The sequence below is a fragment of the Gallibacterium faecale genome, from assembly GCF_027920745.1.
Classification (GTDB): Bacteria; Pseudomonadota; Gammaproteobacteria; order Enterobacterales; family Pasteurellaceae; genus Gallibacterium; species Gallibacterium faecale.
Genome location: NZ_JAQIBB010000057.1, coordinates 45,968 through 65,693, shown reverse-complemented (window position 1 = coordinate 65,693; position 19,726 = coordinate 45,968). Strand labels below are relative to the sequence as shown.

11 protein-coding genes and 1 pseudogene are annotated in these 19,726 nt (G+C 36.8%); 7 read left to right on the top strand and 5 right to left on the bottom strand.

The genetic code is table 11. The features are described from left to right. Window positions 1–94 precede the first annotated feature (94 nt). From modF to PF272_RS06220, 3 genes and pseudogenes are all read left to right on the top strand, one after another. Window positions 95–1,555 carry a molybdate ABC transporter ATP-binding protein ModF gene (gene modF, locus PF272_RS06230; protein ID WP_271142073.1) on the top strand — a complete coding sequence of 487 codons (1,461 nt, stop codon included), beginning with the start codon at window positions 95–97 and terminating at the stop codon, window positions 1,553–1,555. Between the two features lie 91 nt (window positions 1,556–1,646). Next, entirely contained in the window at window positions 1,647–4,277 is a 2,631-nt protein-coding gene (gene gyrA, locus PF272_RS06225; protein ID WP_271142072.1) for a DNA topoisomerase (ATP-hydrolyzing) subunit A, read from the top strand. A gap of 136 nt (window positions 4,278–4,413) precedes the next feature. Then, a pseudogene (locus tag PF272_RS06220) lies at window positions 4,414–5,556 on the top strand (5-methyltetrahydropteroyltriglutamate--homocysteine S-methyltransferase). 410 nt (window positions 5,557–5,966) lie between these two features. Here PF272_RS06220 and ompA read toward each other — a convergent pair. Next, window positions 5,967–7,031: a porin OmpA gene (ompA, locus tag PF272_RS06215; protein ID WP_271142071.1), complete on the bottom strand. Its 1,065-nt coding sequence runs from the start codon at window positions 7,029–7,031 to the stop codon at window positions 5,967–5,969. A 377-nt stretch (window positions 7,032–7,408) separates the two neighbouring features. On the opposite strand from ompA, the gene ydiJ reads away from it, so the two are divergent. From ydiJ to hemH, 3 genes are read left to right on the top strand one after another with little or no spacing between them, the layout of a single operon-like run. Then, window positions 7,409–10,477 carry a D-2-hydroxyglutarate dehydrogenase YdiJ gene (gene ydiJ / locus PF272_RS06210; RefSeq protein ID WP_271142070.1) on the top strand — a complete coding sequence of 1,023 codons (3,069 nt, stop codon included), beginning with the start codon at window positions 7,409–7,411 and terminating at the stop codon, window positions 10,475–10,477. Further along, window positions 10,477–10,908, top strand: a complete 432-nt coding sequence (locus PF272_RS06205) for a PaaI family thioesterase (RefSeq protein ID WP_271142069.1) — start codon at window positions 10,477–10,479, stop codon at window positions 10,906–10,908. The genes ydiJ and PF272_RS06205 overlap by 1 nt, the downstream gene beginning before the upstream one ends. A 2-nt stretch (window positions 10,909–10,910) precedes the next feature. Continuing rightward, a complete protein-coding gene (gene hemH / locus PF272_RS06200; protein WP_271142068.1) occupies window positions 10,911–11,882 on the top strand; it encodes a ferrochelatase in 972 nt (323 codons plus the stop codon). A 33-nt stretch (window positions 11,883–11,915) separates the two neighbouring features. Here hemH and rsmC read toward each other — a convergent pair whose 3' ends face one another. Then, window positions 11,916–12,914 (bottom strand): 16S rRNA (guanine(1207)-N(2))-methyltransferase RsmC, encoded by a 999-nt coding sequence (gene rsmC, locus PF272_RS06195; RefSeq protein WP_271142086.1) that lies wholly within the window; start codon window positions 12,912–12,914, stop codon window positions 11,916–11,918. 83 nt (window positions 12,915–12,997) lie between these two features. Continuing rightward, the gene (gene metG, locus PF272_RS06190) at window positions 12,998–15,031 is read right to left on the bottom strand and encodes a methionine--tRNA ligase (protein WP_271142067.1); all 2,034 of its coding nucleotides are present in this window, start codon (window positions 15,029–15,031) and stop codon (window positions 12,998–13,000) included. A gap of 226 nt (window positions 15,032–15,257) precedes the next feature. Here metG and apbC point away from each other — a divergent pair, with 226 nt between their 5' ends. Beyond that, window positions 15,258–16,346 carry an iron-sulfur cluster carrier protein ApbC gene (gene apbC / locus PF272_RS06185; protein ID WP_271142085.1) on the top strand — a complete coding sequence of 363 codons (1,089 nt, stop codon included), beginning with the start codon at window positions 15,258–15,260 and terminating at the stop codon, window positions 16,344–16,346. Window positions 16,347–16,881: 535 nt separating this feature from the next. Here apbC and PF272_RS06180 read toward each other — a convergent pair. Then, window positions 16,882–17,880, bottom strand: coding sequence for a phage portal protein (locus PF272_RS06180; RefSeq protein WP_271142066.1), 999 nt, complete (start codon window positions 17,878–17,880; stop codon window positions 16,882–16,884). A gap of 11 nt (window positions 17,881–17,891) precedes the next feature. Continuing rightward, a complete protein-coding gene (locus PF272_RS06175) occupies window positions 17,892–19,661 on the bottom strand; it encodes a terminase large subunit domain-containing protein (protein WP_271142065.1) in 1,770 nt (589 codons plus the stop codon). Window positions 19,662–19,726: the final 65 nt, after the last annotated feature.

The window sequence follows — 19,726 nt, the reverse complement described above, 5'->3', positions numbered from 1 at the left end:
TACAGTATTCAACTATTTTTTCACCATTATTTTGCGTCAGTGATAAAGTTGATTAAACTACAATGGATTATCAATAAGTTAGAGAAAAATAGATATGCAAATTCAACTACAACAAGCAAAAATAAAAATTACTTCTCAACAATGGCTTCATATCGAACAATTTCAAATTAGCGAAAAAAGTTTTACGGTCATTGTTGGTCATAACGGCAGTGGTAAAAGCACACTAAGTAAATTTATTAGTCAGCATCAACAGCCTTATTTTGGCGAATATATTAATCATTTTCAAAAAATTGCTTTAGTTTCTTTGGCTCAGCAGCAAACATTATTAGAGCAGATCTTTCGTGACCTTAATAATGATAGTGTAAGCCCTGACGATCATGGGAAAACTGCTCAACAAATTATGATGGAAGATCAGCATTTTTCAGCACAAAAGCTCCAAAATATCGCTCAATTAGTGGGTATTGAATCTCTACTTGCTCGCCCGTTTAAATTATTATCCACTGGTGAAGCCAGAAAAATATTATTAAGTAAAGCACTTCTTGCTGAACCAGAACTCTTAATTTTAGACGAACCTTTTGAAGGCTTAGATTACATCTCACAACAACAATGGCTTACACTTTTACAACAATTAAAACACCACCTGACTATCGTACTCGTGATTAATCGCTTAACAGATATTCCTATATGGGCAGATTCAATTGCTTTATTGCATCAATGTCAGTTAGTTACCCAACAGCCTGCTAAAGAGATGCTGGCAAGTGATCTCTTTAATCAATTATGTTATGCAGAAAAATCTCTACATATCCCTGTACCAGAACCAGCTAATCCTATTGTGACGTTGCCAAATGATTTAGATTATATCTTTGATCTTACTGACGTAACGGTACAATATTCAGGTAAAGTCATTCTGAATAAGTTAAATTGGCAAGTAAAAACTGGCGAACATTGGTGGATAAAAGGCCCTAATGGTTGTGGTAAATCAACCTTACTCTCCTTGATTAATGGTGATCATCCACAAGCCTTTAACAATAAAATGAAACTCTTTGGCAAACAGCGTGGTAGTGGTGAAACTATCTGGGAAATCAAACAATACATCGGTTTCCTCAGTAATCATTTTCACTTAGATTACCGCGTTAACTGTTCTGCATTGATGGTTATCATCTCTGGCTATTTTGATTCTATTGGCGTATATCAACATGTTGATGAGAATACTCGACTTAATGCCCTCCAATGGTTAAAACGCATTAATATGGAAAAATTTGCGAACGCTCCATTTCGTTCTTTATCTTGGGGGCAGCAAAGGTTGTTGCTCATTGCTCGATCATTAGTTAAACATCCGCCTATTTTAATTCTTGATGAACCGTTAATGGGGCTTGATGCATTAAATCGACATTTAGTCTTAACGTTTATTGATCAGCTTATTTTAAATAGTCATACACAACTTTTCTTCGTTTCACACCATTTAGAGGATCAACCAGATTGTATTAATCGGATCTTTGAATTTTGTCCAACTGAGCAAGGTTATCGTTATCTTTGTAAGCAAGTAACAGCATAAATTAATGCTTGTTTTTCCTATGGATAATGGGGTTTTCGTGCTATAATTCTCAACCGTTTTTGACAAAATTCAAACCATAGGAAATGTCTAAATGAGCGATTTAGCAAAAGATATTATTCCCGTTAATATCGAAGAAGAAATGAAGTCTTCTTACCTCGACTATGCCATGTCAGTCATTGTCGGTCGTGCGTTACCTGATGTACGTGATGGCTTAAAACCAGTACATAGACGTGTACTTTTTGCCATGGCAGTAGGCGGTAACGACTACAATAAACCTTATCGTAAATCAGCACGTATCGTAGGTGATGTTATCGGTAAATATCACCCGCACGGTGACTCAGCGGTTTACGACACTTTAGTTCGTATGGCACAGCCTTTCTCACTACGTTATCCCTTAGTAGATGGTCAAGGAAACTTCGGTTCAATTGACGGTGATTCTCCTGCTGCAATGCGTTATACCGAAGCTCGAATGACGCAAATTGCCCACGAATTGCTTGCTGATTTAGATAAAGAAACTGTGGACTATCAGCCAAACTATGATGGTTCAGAAATGATCCCTGAAGTATTACCAACGAAAATCCCTGCTTTACTAGTTAATGGTTCTAGCGGGATTGCTGTTGGGATGGCAACCAATATTCCACCACATAACCTTGGCGAAGTAATTGATGGTTGTTTAGCCTATATCGAAAATGATCAAATTTCGATTGATGAATTAATGACCTATATTCCAGGTCCTGATTTCCCTACTGCTGCAATTATTAACGGTAAAAAGGGGATCGAAGAAGCCTATAAAACTGGTCGTGGGAAAATCTATATTCGTGCAAAAGCAGAAATAGAAACCGATGATAAAGGCCGTGAAACCATTGTCGTTCATGAAATTCCTTATCAAGTAAATAAAGCACGTTTAATTGAAAAAATTGCTGAGCTCGTTAAAGAAAAGAAAGTTGAAGGAATCAGCGGTTTACGTGATGAATCTGATAAAGATGGTATGCGTATTGTGATTGAAGTGAAACGTGATGCTGTCGGTGAGATTGTTTTAAATAATCTTTATGCATTAACTCAATTACAAGTTACTTTTGGTATCAATATCGTTGCCCTCGATCATGGACAACCTAAATTATTAAACTTAAAAGAATTGATTGAAGCGTTTGTACTCCATCGTCGTGAAGTTGTTACTCGTCGCACGATTTACGAATTACGTAAAGCACGTGAAAGAGCGCATATTTTAGAAGGCTTGGCAATTGCTTTAACCAATATTGATCCAATTATTGAATTAATTCGTACCGCACCAACCCCTGCCGCAGCGAAAGAAGCCTTACTTGCCCAACCTTGGCAATTAGGCAATGTCGCAGCAATGTTAGCAGCGACTGGTGTTGATGCAGCTCGCCCAGAAGATCTTGATGACCATTTAGGTATCCGCGATGGGGTATATCATCTTAGCGAAGCACAAGCACAGGCTATTTTAGATTTACGCTTACAAAAACTCACCGGTTTAGAACATGAAAAAATTCTAGATGAATATAAATCTTTATTAGATGTCATTGCTGAACTACTCCATATTTTGCATAGTCCAGAACGTTTAATGGAAGTTATTCGCGAAGAATTAGAAAAAATTAAAGCCCAATATAATGATGCTCGTCTGACTGAAATTACAGCAAGTAGCGGTGATATTAATCTTGAGGACTTAATTAACCCTGAAGATGTTGTAGTTACCTTATCGCATGAAGGCTATGTAAAATATCAACCACTTTCAGATTACGAAGCTCAACGTCGTGGCGGTAAAGGTAAATCAGCTACGAAGATGAAAGAAGAAGATTTTATTGAGAAATTATTAGTGGCTAATACCCACGATACTATTCTCTGTTTCTCAAGCCGCGGTCGCCTATATTGGTTAAAAGTTTATCAATTACCACAAGCAAGCCGTGGTGCAAGAGGACGTCCAATTGTGAATCTATTACCATTAGAAGAGAATGAGCGTATTACTGCAATTCTTCCTGTGAAAGAATATGCCGAAGATAAGTTTATTGTTATGGCTACGGCTGGTGGTTTAGTGAAGAAAACAGCTTTAACTGAATTTAGTCGTCCTCGTGCAAGCGGTATTATTGCAGTAAATCTACGTGAAGATGACGAATTAATTGGCGTTGATATTACTGAAGGTAACAATGAAATTATGCTCTTCTCCGCTCAAGGTCGTGTAGTACGCTTTGATGAAAATGCTGTGCGTGCGATGGGTCGTACCGCTGCAGGAGTACGAGGTATCAAATTGGCTTTGACCAATGAAATTTCTGATGAAGAAAATGATAGTGATGAAAGTGGTGATGATAATGAACAAACCCTTGATTTAACTATTGATAAAGTTGTGTCTTTAGTAGTACCAAAAACAGATGGTGCAATCCTTACTGCAACGCAAAATGGTTACGGAAAACGTACCGAGCTGACTGAATATCCAACTAAATCCCGGAATACAAAAGGGGTGATTTCAATCAAAGTAAGCGAGCGTAATGGTAAAGTAGTTGCCGCAACTCAAGTCGAAGAAAACGATCAAATTATGCTAATTACTGATGCTGGTACTTTAGTGCGTACCCGTGTTGCTGAAATTAGTTTAGTGGGACGTAATACACAAGGTGTTCGTTTAATTCGCACTTCTGATACAGAACAAGTTGTTAGTATTGAGCGTGTCTGTGATGAAGATGAAAGCAGTGATGATGAAGTCACTGAATAAATTATCTACACTTCTTTTTAAAGGTGGCAGAAGTCGCCTTTTTTCTATATTTTTACCCTTGATTCCTAACTCGAAGTGAAGTAGAGTATTTCAGTCTAGACATCTAAATGTCTAATTAATTATTATGAGGTCTAAAATGAGTAAATTATTCCCAAATGCAACACAACGTACTAAAGCACCTTACCGTTTTGATATTGTTGGTAGTTTTCTCCGCCCTGAAACATTAAAACTTGCACGTAGTCAATGCCAATGTGGTGATATTAGTTGTGCAGATTTAACTGCTATCTAAGATCAAGAAATTACTAAACTTGTTGATCACCAAAAACAAGTCGGTTTACATGCTATTACTGACGGTGAGTTTCGCCGCACTTTCTGGCATATGGATTTCTTAGCGGCATTAGATGGTGTTGAAGAAGTTGATGCGAAAAAATTCTCAGTACAATTTAAACATCACAATGTACGCCCAAGAACATTAAAAATTACAGGTAAAGTTGGATTCAGTAATCATCCATTTTTAGAACATTATCGTTCATTACAAAAAATTGCTGGGGATTATCCTGTTAAATTTACAATCCCTTCACCAACCATGCTACATTTAATCTGTATTGTTCGTGAAACTGAATATCAACCTATCGATCTTTATAAAGATAATCCTGAACAATTACTAGCTGATCTTGCCCAAGCTTATCGTGATGCTATTGCTAAATTCTATGCTTTAGGCTGCCGTAATTTACGGCTTGATGATACAAGTTGGGGTGAGTTATGTTCAGAAGAAAAACGTGCTGCATATCGCGAGCGTGGTATTGATTTAGATAAATTAGCCAAAGATTATGTCAATCTAATTAATGAAGCAATTAAAGATAAACCAGAAGATATGACAATTACTATGCATATCTGTCGTGGTAATTTCCGTTCTACATGGTTCTCTTCTGGTGGTTATGAACCTGTTGCAGAAACATTATTTGGTCACTGTAAAGTAGATGGTTTCTTCTTGGAATATGATAGTGATCGTGCTGGTGACTTTAAACCACTCCGTTTTATTAAAGATCAACAAGTTGTATTAGGTCTTGTCACTTCAAAAAGCGGTGAATTAGAAGATAAAGATGCCATCATTGAACGTATTAAAGAAGCTACTCAATATGTTGATATCAACCAACTTTGCTTAAGTCCGCAGTGTGGTTTCGCTTCTACTGAAGAAGGGAATGTATTAACTGAAGAACAGCAATGGAAAAAACTCGAATTCATTCGTGAAATTAGCGAAGAAGTTTGGGGCAAATAATTAATTTTGAGCGATTTATCCATAATAGCCACATCTAAAAAATGTGGCTATTTTTATTACTAGTCAATCAAAACCTTTACAACTATTTTGATTACCTTAACCTCAGTAAATAGCTTAATTTTTAAATTGTTCCCCAATTCTATCAGCTCTAAAAACCCTTATTTTTTTGGACAAATTAACTATTTGATTTATAAGTAATTATATTTATCTTATAAAAAAGGGTTTATCTTTAGATTTGTAGTATAATCCCTTATGGTTCATGAAGTTATCTTAACTTCTGTTCTACTTTACTGCCGCGTAGGCAGCTTAGAAATATATTATCTCGCTTAGGAGATAGCACATTTTTACTTATGGGCAAACAAAAATCCCAGCCTAGGCTGGGATTTTTACATCAAAAAATAATCAATTAATTATTTTTCAACTGTCATTTGATGTTGACCACTTACAGAAACTTCAACACGACGATCTGGTGCTAAGCAAGCGATTAATGCTTTACGACCTTTAACTGCGTCACATGTGTTACCAGTTACTGGGTTAGCTTCACCGTAACCTACTGCTTTGATTACATCTGGAGATACAGATTTAGAAACTAAGTAGTTAGCCACAGTATTAGCACGGTCTTGAGAAAGTTTTAAGTTATATTTGTCAGAACCAATACGGTCTGTATAACCAGCAACTTCAACAGATGATAAAGAACCAACTTTAGAAATTTCTTGTTGTAAGTTATCTAATGATTGTGCTGCTTCTGGTTTTAAGTTTGCTTTACCGAAGGCAAATAATACATCAGAACTTAATGCAAATTTCTTGTTAACAACTTCAACTGCTGGTGCTGCAGCTTGTTCACCTTGACCGAAACGGTAAGAAAGACCTAAAGATACAGAACCAATGCTTGGGCTATATGAAACATCTGATGGAGCAAATTGGTTTACTTTACCAACTTTAGCAATCCATTGATATTCTAAACGCGCTGCTAATTCTGGAAGAATTGCGTATTCTACACCAGCTGCAAATACTGGAGATACTTTTAATTTGTGTTCTGATAATTTTTTATCACCTAATACATGGGCAGTATAATCAGAACGAATCAATGCAGCACCTAAACGGCCATACACATCTAAACCATCAACATAAGCTACTGGATAGCTTGCTTTTAAGCTAAGATTTAAACCGTGAGCTGTATGTCTTGTACGTTCAGAATCACCATCATGCATTCTTAACTTACCATAGAAGTCATAACCCGCTTCAACAGCAAAATTATCAGTGATTTGATAACCACCGAATACACCATAAGTTTCAGAATTACGGTGAACTGCATCAGTACCACCATATTCCTTATCGAATTGATTCACATCATAGTGGAATGATGCCCAACCAGCTTTCGCACCAGCGTAGAAAGTATTTGCTTGAGGAGCTGCTTGTGCTACTGATACGAATGCTAATCCTGATATTGCTAATGCGATTGCAGTCTTTTTCATTATAAAATCCTCTTGAATTTATTATCTATATTTAGATTTTGAGGTTTGTATTTACATAAAAGACATGGTAAACATCAACCTCTCCCCAAAATAAATGAGATCCAGCTCACTTATTTGGTAACGCATATTATCGCTATTGATCAAGATAAAATCAAACCTTTATTCTATTTTTGTATAAAAAATGTTCTTTTTAAGCCTAAATTTACACCAACACTCACCTTTTTCTTTCCTTTAATTTCCTTTTTTCGTGCTCTTTTTAAATTTTTTTTGCTGAGATCTACTCCTAACCGAGTATTCCCTCTCTGAATTCTCTTTTTTTAGTGCTAGTATTAGAGCTTTGTTTGTTCCCGTAATTTCATAATACAAGAGGCTTTTTCATGACCATTCCTTACTTAGCGAGTCAACAACAACTTGATCCCTTAGTAAATCAATATCTTACCCAATTAAAACAACAAGGATTCCTTGGTGACATTGCTTATCATTATGCAGATCGACTCTCTCTCGCAACTGACAACAGTGTTTATCAACAATTACCACAAGCCATTCTTTTCCCTAAAGAAGTAGCTGATATTGTCAGATTAACAAAACTTGCTCAACGCGAAGAATTTAAATCACTAAAATTTACGCCTAGAGGTGGTGGTACAGGAACAAATGGCCAATCACTGAATAGTACCATCATCGTTGATCTTTCACGCCATATGAATCAAATTCTTGAGTTAAATGTGAAAGAACATTGGGTGCGAGTACAAGCTGGTGTTGTCAAAGATCAATTAAACCGTTTTTTAAAGCCTCACGGTCTATTCTTTGCTCCAGAACTCTCTACCAGTAATCGCGCTACTATTGGGGGAATGGTGAATACTGATGCTTCAGGACAAGGTTCATTACTCTATGGTAAAACATCTGATCATGTCATTGCCTTACGCTCTGTGTTAATTAATGGTGATATTCTCGATACCCAAGCGATAGATTGTGATAATTTTACGGATAATCTTGAACAAGCAAATCTATCTCACACTGGCAAACATATTCATCAACAAGTTGCCCAACTATGTCGTCAGCATCGTGAACAAATTCTTACCCAACTGCCTCAGTTAAACCGTTTTATTACGGGATATGATCTTAATCATGTCTTTGATGCTGAACTTTCTAAATTTAATCTAAGCCGTATTCTGACAGGTTCAGAAGGTTCTCTTGCTTTCGTATGTGAAGCTAAATTGAATCTATTACCTATTCCACAATACCGCACATTAATTAATATTAAATATCGCTCTTTTGATGCAGCGCTTCGCCATGCTCCTGCTATGGTGGCAGCAAAAGCACTGTCTGTTGAAACCGTTGATTCTAAAGTTTTAAATTTAGCAAAACAGGATATTATCTGGCATTCTGTTTCTGATTTATTAAAAGAAGATGAAAACTCTCCAATTCTTGGACTTAATATTGTTGAATACGCAGGCAATAATGAAAAATTCCAACAACAGCAAGTTGCCCAATTATGCCAACAATTAGATCAAGAAATTGCTAACCAACAAAATGATGTGATTGGTTATCAAGTTTGTACTGATTTAGCTTCTGTCGAAAAAATTTATGCTATGCGTAAAAAGGCAGTAGGGCTACTCGGTAATGCAAAAGGGCGAGCTAAACCGATTCCTTTTGTTGAAGATACTTGTGTTCCACCAGAAAATTTAGCTGATTATATTGCTGATTTTCGCGCCTTATTAGACAAGCATCATCTTGAATATGGTATGTTTGGTCATGTTGATGCAGGTGTGTTGCACGTCCGCCCTGCATTAGATCTCTGCGATCCTGAACAAGTAAAATTATTTAAATCTATTTCTGACCAAGTCGCCAATTTAACTCAACAATATGGTGGTTTAATTTGGGGAGAACATGGTAAAGGCGTACGAGGTGAATATAGCCGTCAATTTTTTGGCGAAGAATTATGGCAAGTGTTACAACAAATCAAAGCATTATTTGATCCTGAAAATCGCTTAAATCCAGGTAAAATTTGTACCCCATTAAATTCAGATGCAAAATTGTTTGAAGTGCTTTCACCAATGCGGGCTGATTACGATCGCCAAATCCCAATCGCAATTAAAGATCAATTTAGTGGTGCAATGAACTGTAATGGTAATGGCTTATGCTTTAATTTTGATGTTGATAGTGTCATATGTCCATCTATGAAAGTAAGCCGTAATCGTGTTTTTTCTCCTAAAGGTCGCGCAGCATTAGTACGTGAATGGTTACGTTTACTTGCTAATGCAAATGTTTCTGCCGAACAATTAGATTTTAATCAAAGCCAAATTAAGCTTACTGATCTCGTAGAAAAATTGCGTAATCGCTTCTCGAAAAAACACCAAGATGATTTTTCTCATGAAGTTAAAGCAGCAATGGATACTTGCTTATCTTGTAAAGCGTGTGCAAGTCAATGCCCAATTAAAATTGATGTCCCTGACTTTAAAGCAAAATTTTTATACCTTTACCACCACCGCTACCCTCGTCCATTAAAAGATTATGTTGTCGCTAATGTAGAAAATGTTGCACCATTAATGGCAAAAGCACCTGCTTTTTTTAATGCTGTGACAGCGAATCCATTAGTAGAAAAAGTTGCTCGTAAATATATTGGAATGGTCGCTTTACCTCAACTTTCTGTTCCATCCTTACAAAAACAATTAGTAGAAATTCATTATCAAAATCGTTCGTTAGAACAATTAGAGCAACTTCCGCTTAGCCAACGTGAAAAGATGATCTTTATTGTACAAGATCCATTTACCTCTTTTTACGATGCCAAAGTTGTTGCTGATTTTGTACGCTTAACCAAAAAATTAGGCTTTGATCCTATTGTTTTACCATTTAAACCAAACGGTAAAGCGCAACACGTAAAAGGTTTCTTAGCACGCTTTAGTAAAACCGCAACGAAGCAAGCTGAAGTATTAAATCGAATCGCGAAATTGGGCGTACCTTTAGTGGGGGTAGATGCAGCCGTAGTACTTTCCTATCGTGATGAATATCGTCAAGTATTAGGTGAAAAACGAGGTAACTTCCAAGTATTAACTTCACAAGAATGGTTATCTCAAATTTTAGCTACCACAGAAAAACAACCAGCAAATCCTGATAATCAACGTACTTGGTATTTATTCCCGCATTGTACAGAAAGTAGTTTATTGCCAAATAGCAGCAAAGCGTGGCAAACACTATTTGCTAAATTTGGTGAAAAACTGGAGATTGTGCAAGTCGGTTGCTGTGGTATGGCTGGAACATTTGGACATGAAACAGTGCATGAAAAAACCTCTAAAGAGATTTATCAACTCTCTTGGGCAAAAAAATTACAAGATAAAGATTTACAATATTGCTTAGTTTCTGGCTACTCTTGCCGCAGCCAAATTAAGCGGATGCAACATCAAATCAGTAAACACCCATTACAAGGACTGTTGGAGATTATAAATTAATGGAAATTTGGAAAAAGAAATTTACGCTAGAAGATCTTAATCAAGCAAACAAAAATACCGCAGCTGAACAACTTGGTATCGAATTTGTCGCTTATGGTGATGATTGGATGGAAGCTGCACTAACCGTTGATCAACGTAACTGCCAACCAATGGGGTTACTGCATGGTGGTTCTTCCGCCTTATTAGCGGAAACAGTGGGATCTTATGCTGGTTTTTGTGCTTGTGAAGAGGATAAAGGTATTGTTGGCGTAGAAATTAACGCCAACCATTTACGGGCAATGAAATTAGGAGAACGTGTCACTGCTCGTGCAACAGCATTACATATTGGCAGAACATTACACGTTTGGCAGATTAATATCTCTGATTCGCAACAACGCTTGTGTTGTCAAAGCCGTTTAACTTTAGCCGTTTTAGATCAAAATAAGGAATAATTGTGATAGCAAAACGAATTGGTGTTTTACTTGTTAATTTAGGTACGCCCGATGAGCCTACTGTTCCTGCGGTGAAACGTTATTTACGTCAATTTTTAACAGACTCTCGTGTAATTGATTTACCTCGTTGGCAATGGCAGTTATTACTTAATGCAATTATTTTACCTAAACGAGCACCTCATGTGGCTAAACTCTATCAACAGATTTGGCAAACTGAAGGTTCACCATTACTTGCAATTAGTCGGCAACAACAAGCTGCATTACAACAACGCTTTCAGCAAAATGATAAAGAGATTCTTATTGAATTAGCGATGACTTATGGCAACCCATCTATCAATTCTGCATTAGATAAGTTGTATGCAGCGAAAGTTGAACATCTGATTGTATTACCTCTCTATCCACAATATAGCAGTACAACTACCGCTTCTGTGCTAGATGCCTTTCATACTGCCTTAAAGCACCGGCGTCAGTTGTTACCTTTTGACTTCATTTTTTCATATCAGGATCATCCGCTCTATATTGAAGCACTCGCTAAAGCCGTACAGCAGCAACCATTAGCCAATGATGAGCATCTTGTGATTTCCTTTCATGGTATTCCTCAACGTTATCAACAAGAAGGAGATTATTATCCTCAACATTGCCAACAAACAGCTAAAGCACTTACTGAACGTCTTAACTTAACTGAGCAAGATTGGACACTTACTTATCAATCACGTTTTGGTAAAGAAGTCTGGTTACAACCTTATACGGATGAAACACTTCGCGCTTTTCCAGCACAAGGTATTAAGAAAGTAGCGGTAATTTGTCCTGGCTTTGCTGTTGATTGCTTAGAAACATTAGAAGAAATTGCAGAACAAAACAAACAAGTTTTCTTACAAGCAGGCGGTGAATCTTATCGTTATATTCCAGCATTAAATGCAAATGAACTGCATATTGAGCTGTTATATCAGTTAATTAGCGAAAAATTAAAGTAAACAAAGGTGTCGGATATAAAATCCGACATCTTATTACTTAATCACCCGATAAACTTTAAATTTCCCTGTCTTCGCTAATACTTGATGCGAGCCAAAGTAATGATCCAATAAATCTGGATAAGGTAAGAACGCATTAGCCACAATCCGTAATTCCCCGCCCGAATTCAGGTGATGTTTTGCCTCACGGATTAAACCCTCTACCGCATGATAGGCAGTATCAATTCCAGCATGGAATGGCGGATTAGAAATAATTAAATCAAACTTATCGGTAATTGCTGAAAATACATCACTTGCAATTACCTTTCCTTCTAACTGATTCTGTTTTAAGGTTTCTTTCGCGGAAGTAATCGCCATCGCATGAATGTCCGTCATCACTAATTCAATTTGTGGATAATGCTGTTTTAAATAGCTACCAATTACTCCTGCCCCACATCCCACATCAAGCACTTTACCCTGCACGGTTTGATCTATTGTACTTAATAATAGAGCTGTACCTTGATCTAACTCACTGGCACTAAATACTCCTGGTAATGCGTAAATATGTAAATCATTACACATTGGTAATTGATATTGTTGCCACCAAGCTGCTAATGAAAACTCAGGTACCGTATCTAGCTCAAAGTGATACAAACTGCAACGGCGAGCCGAATCAATCTTAGCAATTGTTCCCCATTTAGCACAAAATTTTTCTGCTGAACGCACACCACCGCGGTTTTCACCAACAATTAATACTCTTTGTCCAACTTTGGCTTGTGACAAAATTTGTAGTAGTTGAAATTGGCATTCTTGCTTATTTTTTCCCCAATAAAAAATTATCCAATCTTCACCTTGATATTGTGCTTCTAAAGAAAACTCTGCCTTTGCTCTTGTTTTATTAACATAATCAAAATAATTGCTAACAACACGAACTTGCTGTGCATATTTTTGACACTCTACCGGAAAATCATCTTGAACATTGCCTAAAAATAACAGGTGTTTTTCAGCAAATAACGCTAAATGGCGCATTAATACTTGGCTTTCAGCTGTGAGGATCACATTAATATTCCTTATATTTATTATTTTATAAAAAATAAAAATAGCGATACCAAGATCGCTATTTTTTACTATGACTTATCTTATTTTACTCGCATTCCCGGCACTGCACCTTGATCAGGTGTTAATAAGAAAATATCACTACCACCGGGTCCTGCAGCCAACACCATACCCTCTGACACACCAAATTTCATCTTACGAGGTGCTAAATTAGCCACCATCACTGTTAAACGTCCTTCAAGCTCTTCTGGTTTGTACGCCGCTTTAATTCCCGCAAAAACTTGGCGTGTTTCGCTGCCAATATCTAAAGTCAATTTCACCAATTTATTTGCTTCTGGTACAGCTTCTGCTTTTACAATCTTAGCGACTCGTAAATCAATCTTAGCAAAATCATCAATCGAGATCGTTTCTGCAATTGGTGCAATCTCACTATTCGCGGCTGGCGTAGTTTTCGCTGGCGCATTAACTGCTGCATTTTCTGCTTTAGAGGCCTCAATCAATGCATCAATTTTGCTCATTTCTAAACGACTGAATAATGCTTTAAATGGTGCAATTTGGTGACCAAGCAATGGTGTTGCTAAATTTGCCCACTGTAATTGATCATTTAAGAATGCCTCTGCTCGTTCTGCTAATTGTGGTAATACTGGTTTTAAGAATCCCATTAACACACGGAACATTTGAATTCCCATGGAACAAACTTCATGTAACTCCTGTTCACGAGCTTCATCTTTTGCAATTACCCAAGGTGCCATCTCATCAACATATTTATTCGCCTTATCACACAAATTCATAATTTCACGAATTACTTTATTAAACTCACGATTTTCATAATATTGTGCGATTTGCTCTGATTGCTGGCAGAATGCTTGCCATAGTGCTTCATCATGTAAACGATCTGCTAATTTGCCACCAAAACGTTTTTGAATAAATCCTGCATTACGACTTGCTAGATTCACTAATTTATTCACAATATCGCTATTCACGCGTTGGACGAAATCTTCTAAGTTCAAATCTAAATCATCAATACGATTACTGAGTTTCGCTGCATAGTAATAACGTAAACATTCTGGATCGAGATGATCTAAATAAGTTTTTGCTTGAATAAAGGTACCACGTGATTTTGACATTTTCTCGCCATTGACAGTCACATAGCCATGTACAAAGATATTAGTCGGTTTACGATAGCCAGCACCTTCTAACATAGCAGGCCAAAAGAGGCTATGGAAATAGACAATATCCTTGCCAATAAAGTGATAAAGTTCTGTCGTACTTGCTTTATTCCAGAAACAATCAAAATCAATCCCTTTACGTGAACAAAGATTTTTAAATGAAGCCATATAGCCAATTGGTGCATCCAACCATACATAAAAATATTTGCCAGGCTGATTTGGAATTTCGAATCCAAAATAAGGTGCATCACGTGAAATATCCCACTGTTGCAAACCTGCTTCAAACCACTCCATCATTTTATTAGAGACTTCTGGCTGCAAAGTACCAGACTTAATCCATCCTTTTAACATCTCTTCAAATACAGGCAAATCAAAGAAGAAATGCTCAGATTCTTTTAATACAGGTGTTGCACCTGACACCACAGAACGTGGATTAATTAATTCAGTCGGGCTATATGTCGCTGAACACACCTCACAATTATCGCCATATTGATCTTCTGCCTTACATTTTGGACAGGTTCCTTTTACGAAACGATCTGGTAAGAACATTCCTTTTTCAGGGTCAAATAATTGCGAAATAGTACGGCTTTTAATAAAACCATTCTCTTTTAATTTGTTGTAAATAATCCCTGAAAATTCTTGGTTTTCTGGGCTATGAGTAGAATAGTAATTATCGTAACTAATATTAAAACCAGCAAAAGAAGAGATATGTTGTTGCTGCACATCTGCTATTAATTGTTCTGGTGAAATTCCCATTTGGTCCGCTTTTAACATAATAGGCGTACCATGCGCATCATCTGCACAAACAAAATAAATTTCATTTCCACGCATTCTTTGGAAACGTACCCAAATATCTGCCTGAATATGTTCAAGCATATGACCTAAGTGAATTGGACCGTTAGCATAAGGCAATGCACAAGTAACAAGTATGTGACGGCTACTAGACATAAATTTTCCTTCTTAAACCATTTTTCTATTTTTAAAAATAACGGCTAATGTTACTCCATTACCCTTTATTTTTCCAGTTCAGTAACTCCATCGAGTAACTTTCAAACTTTAAGTGACTTTTCGCTTAACAGTTGCTTGCTTGCGTGGTTAAATAAGCGGGCAAATTTAATCGCTACAAATTAAAAAGGATGGATCAATGAGTAAGTTAACTTTTACTTTTTCCAATATGGATGAAACACTTGCACAGCAAATTGCTGAAAAAATCCAACAATTCCAGCACCCTACTCTACAAAAAGACTTATTAAGTTTAAAAGCACTAAAAAAACTTTCTTTAGCAGATAACAAATTGCAAATTGCCTTAACAATGCCATTTGCTTGGAATGGTGGCTTTACTGATTTAAAAAATGCACTCACTGCGCCACTTGCACAACTCGCTAATGTAAGCGATGTAGAATGGACTCTCCAATATCAAATCGCTACCTTAAAACGCGCTAATAATCAACCAGCAGTGAATGGTGTAAAAAACATTATTGCGGTGACTTCAGGTAAAGGAGGCGTGGGTAAATCTACTACCGCCGTTAATCTCGCATTAGCGCTGCAAGCACAAGGTGCAAAAGTTGGGATCTTAGATGCTGATATTTATGGTCCATCTATCCCTTATATGTTGGGTGCTGAGGGGCAACGTCCAACCTCACCTGATAACCAACATATGGTGCCAATTGTTGCTCACGGATTACAATCTAATTCTATTGGTTATTTGATGGATGCCGATAGTGCCACCATTTGGCGTGGTCCAATGGCAAGCAGTGCATTAGGTCAATTATTAAACGAAACTTGGTGGACTGATTTAGATTATCTTGTTATTGATATGCCTCCAGGTACAGGTGATATTCAGCTCACGTTGTCACAACAAATTCCTGTTACAGGTGCTTTAGTGGTAACAACCCCACAAGATATTGCATTACTAGATGCAATTAAAGGTATCTCGATGTTTAAGCGCGTATCTGTACCTGTATTAGGCATTATTGAAAATATGAGCGTTCACATTTGTGCCAACTGTGGACACCACGAAGCGATTTTTGGTACGGGTGGTGCTGAAAAAGTTGCCGAGAAATATCAAATTAAACTTCTTGGTCAATTACCATTACATATCCGCTTACGTGAAGATTTAGATCAAGGTAAACCAACTGTTGTGGCTGCACCAGATCACGAAATCACTCAAGCATTCCTCAATCTTGCACAAACTGTTGCAGCTGAACTTTATTGGCAAGGCGAAACCATCCCAGCAGAAATTATGATCCGTGAGGTTAAATAAGCTGGCATAAACCCGCTTATTACTACACTATAAAAACAAATTCCCCATCAGGGGTTATCAACTGATGGGGAATTTTGTTTGGGTATCTATTATGAAATTTAAAAAGCAAAAACCGCCTTTTTATCGGCGGTCTTTTTTTTGAAATCATTTTAATGGTGCCTAGGGTCTGTACAAAATAATCTTATAAATCAATAATAAAATATATGTTGGGTGCAATATTGAGCAATCTGATATTAAGATTAAAAATATTATATATTTGTGATCTAAATCAAATAAAACGGATCTATTTAGATCATAAAAATTGCATTGTTTTGCGTAAAAATGCGTTAAAAAAGATCTGTTAAAAGATCTTAGATCTTTTGTCCTGGATAAGGACTCGGGTTGATTGCGTTTTTGCGTAATTTTCCACACTTTTATTGTGCGGGCGTGGCGAGGTACGCATCGCGATTTTTTGGTAACGAACATCAAAAAAAGAAAAAGCTATTGAGAAAATACTCAATAGCTTTTTATCTTTATCTAATTATAAAAATATAAATTAATTTGTATCTAGTAGTCTGTAATTACTAAACTTAATCAAATCTTGCTGAATATTATAATTATCTCTAAACCAAACATTGATTTCATTGAGCTTTCGTTGCAACGGTTCGATTTCATTGATGAAAAAGACTTTGCCTGCTTTTTCCACATCACCGAAACCACCAGTATTATTCGGAATAATGCCGAGTAATTGAGGAGGCACTCGGTGCGCGGCTAAGATGTCATCACGACTAGTGTTCTTGATGTTTAAGAATTCATCTTTTGCGGTAATGTCGGAAAGCGGTATCACTTGTAAACCTTTCTCTTTGCCGTTTGGCGAATAGATAAAAAGGTTTTTAAAATTGCCTTTTCCTTTTGCCGATTTGATCTGCTGTTCCAAGTTATCAATACTCGCTTCCGATTGTAGCGGATCAGTCAAATAGATAATACTTCCTGCATGAGCGCCATTAATATAATATTTGCGGCGAAATAAAGTGGCCGCTTCATTTAAGAATGAAGACTGTAATGCAGACAAATATTCGGGTAAACCGTAAATCTCTTGGTTAAAATCGGGTTGGATAAAGTGATAAACACTATCTTTAGGAAATTCAAAGTCCTCTACAAAATTAGTGACTTGATAATAAATTCCATCTTTAACACCTTTTCTGACATACTTTGCTAACATCGCCTGCAGTCTAACGGGTTTACCTAATTTATTTTTATGAATCAAAAAGTAAGCATTGCCAAAGATCAAATAATCTAAGACAAATCGTTCTAAGTCCAAACGTGAGATTAAATAAGATGTTTGCAATGTACTTAATAAAATATTTTTCTTTACTGTAAGTGCAGTTGAATGATATGAAGTTGAGTGAAATGCTTTGGCTAAACCAGTAAAGTTAACTGGCGTTGTATAATACTTATTAAGATAAATCGCACTTTCAAAGTAAGATAAAATCTCCGCTTTATCAATAACAGGGATTGGATCATCAAAAGCAAATAGTTTAGATTGTATAGTCATTGTTAGTTCCTTTAGTGAAATTCAATAATTCTGGCTGATGTGTTGGTTTTAGCATCGTAAGGCTCGTTAATAAAACAACTCATAATTGCCCACGCAATGTCGCCATGACTTGCTTCTTCGGAGCGATCCGATATATAAGTAATCTGACGCCCAGATTTAGTTACTTGCTTTTTGATGGTCATAAAGCTAGTAATAATATCTTTATCTCCCTGGTCAAACTCAAAGCGGCGTTTTTGAATAATATTCAACGTTTTTAAGACCATCTCATTTTTTACATCTAAGTTATAAGATAGACCTTGAGCAGTTGGAAAAAACTTACTAACCAACTGAAAAACGCCCTCCCCCATACCCGTCTTATCAATCGTGATACGTGCCACATTATAGCAATCACAATAATGCTTAATCCGTGCGGCTTGCTGCTCAAAATCCATGCCGTGAAAAGTTTGATAATGCAGCAATCTAAACTTACCGCCCTCAACCGCAGGCGGAGCAACAATTACCAACGCAGCCCTATCTCCTGTATAAGCGGGATCATAGCCAATCCATACAGGACGATTACCAAACGGCCGTTGATAAAATGGATTAAAATCGCGCCAAACTTCGAGCGAATCAATGCCACATTTTTGCAAATCAATAAACTTAAATACACTGCTGTCATCATCGATGAATTGACATAAAAAAAGCTGCTCAAATTCTTCAACGGAATATTCTAGCTTCAAGGCTTCAATATCAAACAGATTACAACCACCCTCTTCGGCATCATAAATCGTCACAATCTGACGCCACTGACCATCAGGCATCAATCGCCCTGCTTTTAAATAATCGTGCGATAAATTAAATTCTTGTCGCTGATCCGCTGGTCGCCCTTTATTAAAGCGTTGTCCAGACCAAAAAGGATAAGCAGAATGAGATATAGCAGATGGGGTAGAAAAATAGGTTTGTCTAAATTGCTTTTGTGATGCCATGCCAGATGCCACTTTGCGGATTTCTTCAAAACGTGGCACCCAGAAGATTTCGTCAAAATACAAATTGCCGTGATAGGATTGTGCGGTGTTTGAATTTGTTCCTAAAAAAATCAATTCGGCTTGATTAGGTAATTTGATTGTTTCACCTTTTAAATCCACATCTGCTGTTTTTTTGGCATAATCACAAATGTAACTACGAAATTGTAAAGCTTGTTTTTTACTGGCTGATAAAAAGATCTGATTCCGCCCTGTTTTTAGCGAATCAATAAAAGCTTCGTGTGCAAAATAATAAGTTGCACCGATTTGACGACTTTTTAAAATATTGCGAATCCGATATTGCAGCCCAGCGTCGTACCATCTGCGCTGATACGCAAACATTTCAGACAAAAAGCTATTAATTAATGCTTCTTCCTGTTCCTCATTAATCGCATTCTTTTCAGCTTGTTTCCGCTCCGATTTATAACGACTTTTAATTTTAGGATTAAGATCCGTTTCATTACCCCCACCGTTACTATATTTCTTGATTCGAGCGATCCGCTCCATTTGCCGACTTAGTAAATCTATTTCCTTGAAGTCATGACCTGTTTTGTCGTCTTTGTTAATCAATAAACAAAGTCTAGCTTCTAAAGATACCTCTACTCGCCCAACTGGTGCGGTATCTTCCCATTTTTCGCGATCTTTCCAACTCGAAATAGTTGATGCAGGAATATTTAAGGTTTTTGCAATTTCAGCAATACGATAGCCAGCCCAATACATGATTTGAGCTTGCCTTTTTTGTTCTGCAGATAGTGTTGTTTTAATGTTTTCTTTTTCCATGCGTTAATCATAGATAGCGCATAGAAATTGGCTTGTTTTGTTATTTGTGATAACGAGATTCACAA